Source organism: Bifidobacterium miconis (genome assembly GCF_019331735.1).
Taxonomy (GTDB): domain Bacteria; phylum Actinomycetota; class Actinomycetes; order Actinomycetales; family Bifidobacteriaceae; genus Bifidobacterium; species Bifidobacterium miconis.
The window spans coordinates 1-8,097 of record NZ_JAHBBH010000067.1 but is presented as its reverse complement, the minus strand read 5'-3'; the positions used below and the strand labels follow the sequence as shown (position 1 = coordinate 8,097).

4 protein-coding genes and 1 pseudogene are annotated in these 8,097 nt (G+C 58.1%); 3 read left to right on the top strand and 2 right to left on the bottom strand.

Translation table 11 applies throughout. The features are described from left to right. The first annotated feature begins 198 nt into the window (after positions 1-198). Entirely contained in the window at positions 199-411 is a 213-nt protein-coding gene (locus tag KIH79_RS12445) for a hypothetical protein (protein WP_219059662.1), read from the top strand. Further along, positions 408-1,163 (top strand): hypothetical protein, encoded by a 756-nt coding sequence (locus KIH79_RS12440; protein WP_219059661.1) that lies wholly within the window; start codon positions 408-410, stop codon positions 1,161-1,163. The genes KIH79_RS12445 and KIH79_RS12440 overlap by 4 nt, the downstream gene beginning before the upstream one ends. Positions 1,164-1,587: 424 nt before the next feature. Here the strand turns inward: KIH79_RS12440 and KIH79_RS12435 are convergent, their stop codons facing one another. Continuing rightward, the gene (locus tag KIH79_RS12435) at positions 1,588-3,876 is read right to left on the bottom strand and encodes an InlB B-repeat-containing protein (protein WP_219059660.1); all 2,289 of its coding nucleotides are present in this window, start codon (positions 3,874-3,876) and stop codon (positions 1,588-1,590) included. 276 nt (positions 3,877-4,152) lie between these two features. Here KIH79_RS12435 and KIH79_RS12430 point away from each other — a divergent pair, with 276 nt between their 5' ends. Continuing rightward, complete coding sequence (locus KIH79_RS12430) at positions 4,153-7,260, top strand: Ig-like domain-containing protein (RefSeq protein ID WP_219059659.1); 3,108 nt, start codon at positions 4,153-4,155, stop codon at positions 7,258-7,260. Between the two features lie 77 nt (positions 7,261-7,337). On the opposite strand, the pseudogene KIH79_RS12425 reads toward KIH79_RS12430, so the two are convergent. Beyond that, positions 7,338-8,097, bottom strand: a pseudogene (locus KIH79_RS12425) (hypothetical protein); the annotation flags it as partial.

Here is an 8,097-nt window from a genome sequence, read left to right as displayed (position 1 = left end):
TTAGCGGCGTTCGCGGTACCCGCGGCGACGCCCATCGTGGCCAGCATGGCCAGCGAGGCGAGGCCGGCGAGCGGCGCGCGCCAAACCTTGTTGTTTCCTGTCATAGTCAGGAACCTTTCTTCTAGGGCTATGGGAAACAAGTCTGTTCGTGTGGCCCGTGCGGAAAGGGTAGGATTAGCTGGTGTAAGGAGGTGCGTTATGACCGAAGTGTTGCCCGTGGCGAATGCCCATAGGATCGGCTCTCCCGTCATGCTCGCAAAGGAGGACGTCGCCGACCGCCGCAATCAGATCGAGGCGAAATACGGCACGGCGGACGAATTGCGCCGCACGAGGGACTTCATCGGTCTGACGCTTGAGCAGCGGATCGCCTTGGAGGACTTGGAGGACTTGGAGTTTCTGGAGGGGCGATGAATGAGAACGCTGGGCTTGTTCGTCAGGCCGAATGGTTCGCCCAGGAATTGGAGAATCTGCTGACCGCCGTGCTGGGGGCGAGGGAGACTCCGTATACCGGCGTGCCCGTTGGTGTAGACAATCGCGGTGAGGAGTCTTTTCTTATCAGGCAGGCTGATCCGGAAGGTGTGCCACTGACGGTGGACGGGCGTCCGCTGCTGCGGCTTGCGTACAGGTTCCGGTGTACGTGCTCCAATCCGGTGAACGAGCTGCAGGTGGAGGATTCCGGAATCTCGCTGCGCGCCGAAGCCGACGCGGAGCCGATGTTCCATTATGACTACGTGCGGAGCGTTCGCGGAACGATTCCGGCTGCCCACATCAATGTTCATGCGAGCAACGATTCAGCCACGAAGGCGATGCTTGCGTGCGGTGCAAAAGCTCAGGGACGCAATCGTCGCAGGGAATTCGTGCAACGTGGCTTCTTCCCGACGTTTTCATCGCTTCATTTCCCGGTGGGCGGCGACCGATTGCGCCCGGGATTGGAGGATGTGCTGCAAATGGCCGTTTACGAGTTCGGAATCGATACCGAGGGCGGATGGCTGGACGTTATCGAGGAAAGTCGCGAACGCTATCGCGAGACTCAGCTTCGCGCTTTCGTCCGGGAATTCCCGGATATCGCGTTCGGCGAACTCCGCAGCGGCGGATACTTGAATGGGGATACCGTGGTGAGACCCGAGCGAGTAGGCCGCCCGAGCCGCTTGAAACGATACTAAACCCTGTTGCTCTGAGCGCAATGAGGCAAGAACTTCGCGTATGTCGTGGCGTTCGCCTCCAATTGATCGAGTTCGAGCTGCGTGCCCGCTCCGCCTTTATTGCGCAGAACCGTCGTTCCCGGAACCAGATAGGAATGCCATCGCAGATAGTTCAGCCCAAGAGACTGCAAGACGGCTCCCCCGCTCCGAAAGCTCGGCAGCACTGATGAGCCCGTTCACGAAATCCTCTAGATCGGACGCTGCCTGCGCAATGCCAGCACCAATCATGGACTGACACATATCAGCCAGCAGACGCGAAACAATGCGACCAAGACCAAGAAAGCAATAAAGGGTGGTGTTTCATCGAGAATCAATCCCGATGAAACACCACCCCTTATTGCTTACGAGCCTAACGGCTTCGCGTCAATGCCTGTGATCGGTGGGATCAGTAGGCCTTGAACACGGTGCCTTCGACCTTCCAGCCGTACTTCTTGGACAGGACCTTCTGCTCGTTCGAGTCGGTGGACAGGAGGTGACGGCTGCCCTTGTACAGACGGGTCACGGTCGTGGTGCCGGTGAACGCCGGCACGTAGAAGGCGATGCCCTCGTCGTTCCAGGAGGCCTTCGCGGCCAGCGCGTTGTACTCGGTCTCGTCGATGGTCCACACGTGATCACCGTTCGACTTGTTGTACAGACGATACACCTGCTTCACAATCGGAGTCGCAGCATCAGCAAGCTGATCAGCGATATCAGAGGCCTTCTGCTCCTGAGCGTCGGTAGGAGTCCACTCGCCGTTGCTGTCGTAATCGGCCTGCACGGCGATGTAGGCGGCGTTCTTGAAGGAAGCCAGCTTGGTCGGATTAAACGTCGTCTTACCGTTCTTGACGCCGATCTGCTGGAAAAGTCGACCTTCGTCGGTCCAGCCGCCACGAGTGGTCAGCTTGCTGGTGAGAACCTTGAGCTCGGTGGAGTCAGCGGTGTAGAAGTGCTCGCCGCCCTTCGACAGACGATGAACGGTGAAGTTGCCCTCGACATCGGCGTTCGTGGTGTGCACGAACACGAGCTTCTCCCAAGCGGCCTTCAGCTCAGAGACGATCTTGGTGGCGGTGGCCTTGCTGATGCCGGAAACCGGAGCATTGTAGGTGGCGGTGTCGTACTCGTTCTGGATCTTCTTGTACGCAGCCGCGTACTCAGTCCAAGAAGCATCCGTGAACAGACCGGGGTTCGCGGAACCATTGACGTAGTTCAGTGCAGCCTTCGCCACGTCGGCAGTGACCTGCTTCCACACGGCCTCGAGCACCAGATCGGAGGTGTCATCGCCAACCTGCCAATCCAGCGGGAAGTAACCATCAACAAGCTCGACAGTCTCACCCTTGGCGTCGATAGCCTTGCCGTCCTTCAGCTTCCAGCCGGCGAGGTAGTAGCCGTCACGGGTCCAAGCCGGAGCGAGGGACTCGTCAAGGAACGCGCCACCAGCAACCGTCTTCGACACGGAAGCCTGATGCCCCTTGTAGGAAGCATCCTTGAACGTAATCTTGATGCCAGTCGTCTTGTTGTACCACACCGCATCGAACGTCAGGTTCGTGTTGATGGCCACGTTGGTGATCGCGTCATTCTCCGTGGTCACCAGCAGCTCATCATCCGGATCAGAATCCTTGATGTAACCCTGCTCCACCAAGTACGTGCGCAGCTCGGTGTTGAACGCGGTATCCGTGGTCCGCCAGCCGGCGAATGTGAAGCCCTCACGGGTCGGATCCGCCGGGAGCGTCGCAAACCCACCCGCGTTGACATTCTGAGTGGAAGAGGTCACGCCGTCACCCTGGAAAGTAACCTTGTACACGGCGGAAACACCGCCAGGCACATACGTGACGTTACCATCCGAATCCGGCTTGCCGGCCTTCTTCCAAGAAGTCACGGTCTTCGTCTTCGCGGAACCCTTCTGCGGGACCGTGAACCATGACGGAGCAGCAGTATTCGACGCGTCGTCAACGTCGAACTCCACCACGCCATCGGTGGTGCCGTCGGCCTTGTCACCGACCGGGTAGCCCCAATCCTTCAGGCTGGCGTCAGCCTTGAACTTGGCGATCTGCACGTCCTTCTGATCGCCGCCCTTGACGGTGAACACGTTGACGTCCGGATTCTGAGCGCCGTTCTTGTCGGTGAACGTGTAGTCCTTCAGGGACGTCTTCTCGCCGTCGATGTCGTAGTTCGTGTACACCTTGCCGTCGCCGGCCTTGTCAACAGGCAGCAGGCCAACGGACAGCTTCTCGCCCTGAAGCGCGTACACGTCATCGCCCGCGGCGAACGGCAGATACGCGTCGGCGACGCTGAACTCAATCTTGACCACGGCGGCGGTGTGTCCATCAAGACCGTAGTACTTGGAAAGCTGGAGCGGCTTAAGGGTGGTGTTGCCCGTGATCTTCTGCGTGAAGCTGACCGGGGTCTTGCCGTCGATAGTCCAGCCGCCGAACACCTTGTTAGTGCCCAGAGCGCCAACGGACGGAATGTTCGCGTAGCCGCCGATCGCATCCGCGATCGTCTCACCAACATACGCCTTGACCGAAGTAAACGGGGTCTTGGTGCCATCGAAGGTGACCGTCACCTGCTTCGACGTGTCCGGATCGGCCACGTCAGCGGCGTTGGCCGTGCTGGCCGCCACGCCCATGGTCGCGAGCATCGCGACGGAGGCGAGGCCGGCGAGCGGCGCGCGCCAAACCTTGTTGTTTCCTGTCATAGTCAGGAACCTTTCTTCTAGGGACACCGGGAAACCAAAAACAGCGCTCTCATGCGTAGCGAACGGTTCCGTGTGAGATTTGACATATGATGGACACTGTTTTAAGCATTTAATCAGGATGCGCCCAGAGCAGCTCCACGGAAAAGCGCCGATTACTGGCTGCAAGCTGGCCAAGTGCTGGATATTTTCTCAAAAACAGTGTCCCCCCCCCCCCGCGTAACGATAAAGGTACGAGCCCTTGCATGGGTGAGGGTGCAAGAAGAAAGGGGTTGGCTCATGAAACAGGGCCATACCACTGGCTTTGCCGCTAAATTCATTGGTGCTCTAGCGGCATTTGCCACACTGTCCACGGGCATGATCGCCACCACGGCGACCGCCAATGCGGACGACAGCAGCACCAACGGCGACGTTACGCTCGACTGGAACCTGAACGGCCACACGCCGGACAGCATGTGGAATTTCAACACGTGGTCTGGAACCCAGAGAACGCTCGATACGGTCGCTCAGTATCCGTCCGTAATCCATGGCACGAAAACCGGAACCACTTGGAACCCGGATTTGAAGCCTTACCAGACTTGGCAGGACGAACATCAGGACGAATCTTGGGGCGACCAGCCGAATTATAACCAGATTTACGCTGGTAATAATTGGAGCGGCTTTAACGAGCAGTCGCGTAGCTCCTTCCTTTCTTGGAACACCAAGAAGGACGGTACCGGCGATTCCTATGTGTTCAGGAGCGGCGGTAACGGCACCGGCAACGAATTCCGCCTTGTTGAGGCTCCCACGGATGCTAAGGGCAATGTGCAGTGGCCTTCGGAAGGCAAGCTGTATGCGCAGTGGGGCACCAACAACAGCTCTGCGCCTTTCCATATTGATGAAGTGCAACGCAATGCCGATGCCATCAAGAATCTGACGTTCTTTACTTACGGCTGGGGCGGCAAGGTGTACGAGGATGGCCTCAGCATTACGGCATGCGCAACGCCTTTCTCTGACGGCATTGAGAATGATGATCAGTGCCTGCAAAGGCCCGAAAGTAACGGGCGCGCATATACGTGGTACACGTCTCTGAATGGCGATTGGAAGACGGATGCCAAGGGTGAGGCTACGCTTTCCTTCAGCTCGTTCAGCAAGAACTCCGATTTTGATAAATTCGTCGATGCGGTGGTCAAGGACAAGAACATCAAGTACCTGCGCATCAACAATTACGTCGCGGTAAAGCTCGTGGACGGGCAGGCTACTAAGCTCAACCAGCCGGATGGTCCGCGCTTCACGCAGTCCTATCAAAGCCGTCAACGGTTTACCATCGGTAATTTCGGTACTTACTGGTTGAACAAGGACGGTTCATTCAACACGGAACGAATCGCGAATCGCTTTAAGGCGATTGATGCTCAGGGCAATGATCTGAAGGTCACGGTCAAGGGCACGGTCGACGTGACGAAGCCGGGTGTGTATTGGCTGACCGCAACGGCTTCCGACAAGACCGGCACTGCATCATCCGCATATGTAGTTACGGTCCAGCCGGAACTTGTCGTGAACTCCGCATTGACTGACAGCAACAAGAACGCGACTCTGGTTGATGTTGATTCCGTTTCTGATACAACGACGGTGTACGCCGATCTTTCTGCGTACAAGGGACAGCGTGTCACCGTTTACTGGACTCAGAAGAATGAGGACGGCACTTGGCCTGATAAGGACAAAGATGGCAACTGGCAGGGCTCGTACTACACCTACGATTCTCTGCTGGTCCCCAACAGCGACGAAGAAGCCAAGCAGACCGTCAGCTTCAATGGCGATAAGGGCGATTTCCGCGTGATCGTCATCCCGTGGGAGAAGCCGGACCAGTTCAAGTGGGATGAGTTCACCCGCACTCATCAGGACAGCGGATCCACCGACCCGGATACCCCCAACACCTACTGCTCTCCGAAGTTCACCATCGACAGTAAGGAAATCGGCAAGCCATACAGTGACGAGGACAACCGCGCCGAAGACAAGACGATCCCCGTCTCCACGACGGCGTACGACCCATGGAAGGGTGTGTCCATCACCTGCGGCGACAAGGAACTCTCCAACACCGAGAACAGCCGTGTGATCGGCTCGGTCAATACGTCCAAGCCGGGCCAGTATGAGCTGTCCTACTTCGCGTACGATTCGAACAAGCGTATCGAGCGTCGCTCCTTCGTCGTGACCGTGAGCGGTACCGCCGTCAACGTCCCGGTCGAGTCTGTGGCCATCTCCGGCGACAACGTCAAGGACGGCAAGCTCACGCTCAAGTCGGGCGCCAGCGAAACCCTGACCGCCAAGGTGACCCCGTCCAACGCCACCGACCAGACCGTCGCTTGGAAGTCCTCCGACGAGAAGGTCGCCACCGTCAAGAACGGCAAGATCACGGCAGTCGCCGCCGGCACCGTCACGATCACCGCAACCGTCGACGGCAAATCCGTGACCGTGACCGTGACCGTGACTGGTAACGGTCAGTCCACCGCAGCCGACAAGGCCAAGCTGAACAGCGCGATTGCGTCGGCTAAGGGTCTGAAGGAGACGGAGTACACCGCCGAGTCCTGGAAGCCGTTTGCAGCCGCTCTTGCTTCTGCCGAGGGTATTGCTGCGAAGGCCGATGCAACTCAGGCCGAGGTCGATGCTGCCGCCAAGGCGTTGACCGACGCTCAGACTGGTCTGAAGAAGGCCGAAACCCCAGGCAAGGTCGACAAGACCACGCTGGACAAGGCCATCGCCGATGCGAAGGCCAAGAAGGAGGCGGATTACACCGCCGAATCTTGGAAGTCGTTCGCCGATGCGCTGGCCGCTGCCGAAAAGGTCTCCGCCGACGAGAAGGCCACGCAGACCGAGGTCGATGCCGCTGCCAAGGCTTTGGCCGATGCTCAGACCGCGTTGACCAAGAAGCCGACGCAGCCGAGCCAGCCGAGCATTCCGAGTCAGCCGAGCACGCCCGGCACGGATACCGAGGACAACGTTCTTCCTGTGTACCGTCTGTACGACAAGAAGAGCGGTCTGCATCTGTACACTTCGGACGACAACGAGCGTCAGATCCTGTCCACCAAGCGTGGTTGGACGGATGAAGGCCTTGCCTTCAAGGCGTCCAAAAAGGTCGACGGCGCCAAGCCGGTCTACCGTCTGTACAACCCGAAGACCGGTCGTCATCTGGTCACGCTGGACGAGAACGAGCGCACGGTCCTGTCCACCAAGCGCGGCTGGAAGGATGAAGGCGTTGCCTGGTACCAGTCCGATGAGGGCACGGTTCCGGTGTACCGTCTGTACTCGCCGAGCAAGGACGAGCACCTGTACACCACGGACATCAACGAGTACCGCATCGACGGCACCCGTGGCTGGAACCAGGAAGGTCTGGCTTGGAAGGGTCTCCTCTGACGGAGCTCTCCTAGGCTGATCCCATAAATAGAGGCGGCCCCGACAGTGTCGGGGCCGCCTCTATTTATACAGAAGTTTTACAAGCCCTTGAAAGAGACTCCTTCATTGCGCCATCCACGAGAGACGAGGACGCGGCATTCGTTTTGGCTGGTGCTGAATAGATGTTCGCCTGTTCGCGGATTAGACAGACGATACACGTCAACGGTGCCGTCCATATCCGAATACCAAGCGACTCCCTCGCCCTTCCAGCCGTGTTTGTTGATCAAGGCCTTGTCCTCCAGCCAGTCACTTGTCCAATTATGACGCTGGGTGCGAGGATTGTACTCACGCAGGATCGGGCGAAGATGTTGCGGGCTTCCGGACGTGGCCTGGAATACGACGCCTTCATTGCGCCAGCCCTTCCTCACCAAGGCTTTGATCTCGTTCGCGCTGGCCGAGTACAGGTGCTCCACCGCACCTGGCTTATACAGTCGGTATACCGGCTTCGCCTGGCTTGTCTGTCCGTTGGCTGAACCAGTATTGCCCGTATTGTTGGCTGAACCATTATCGCCCGGCTTATTAGTATCCGTTGAACCATTCCCGCTGTTATTCTGGTTCTGGTTGTCGTCAGGTTTAGAATCGCCGGGTTTGGACGACTGCTGTTCTTCGGGATGAGCGGCGACATACTTATCGATCAGCTGATTGAACTCGTCGACCGTATACAAGTTGGAGTTGGCCACAAGAGCGTTGTCCTGCGAAGAAAAGTTCTGCTGCTCGGCGACACTTCCCTTCTCATAAGTAGTGCTCACGCCCTGCGCGCCACCAATGCTGTACTGCCCGTTATCGACAATGTTGAGA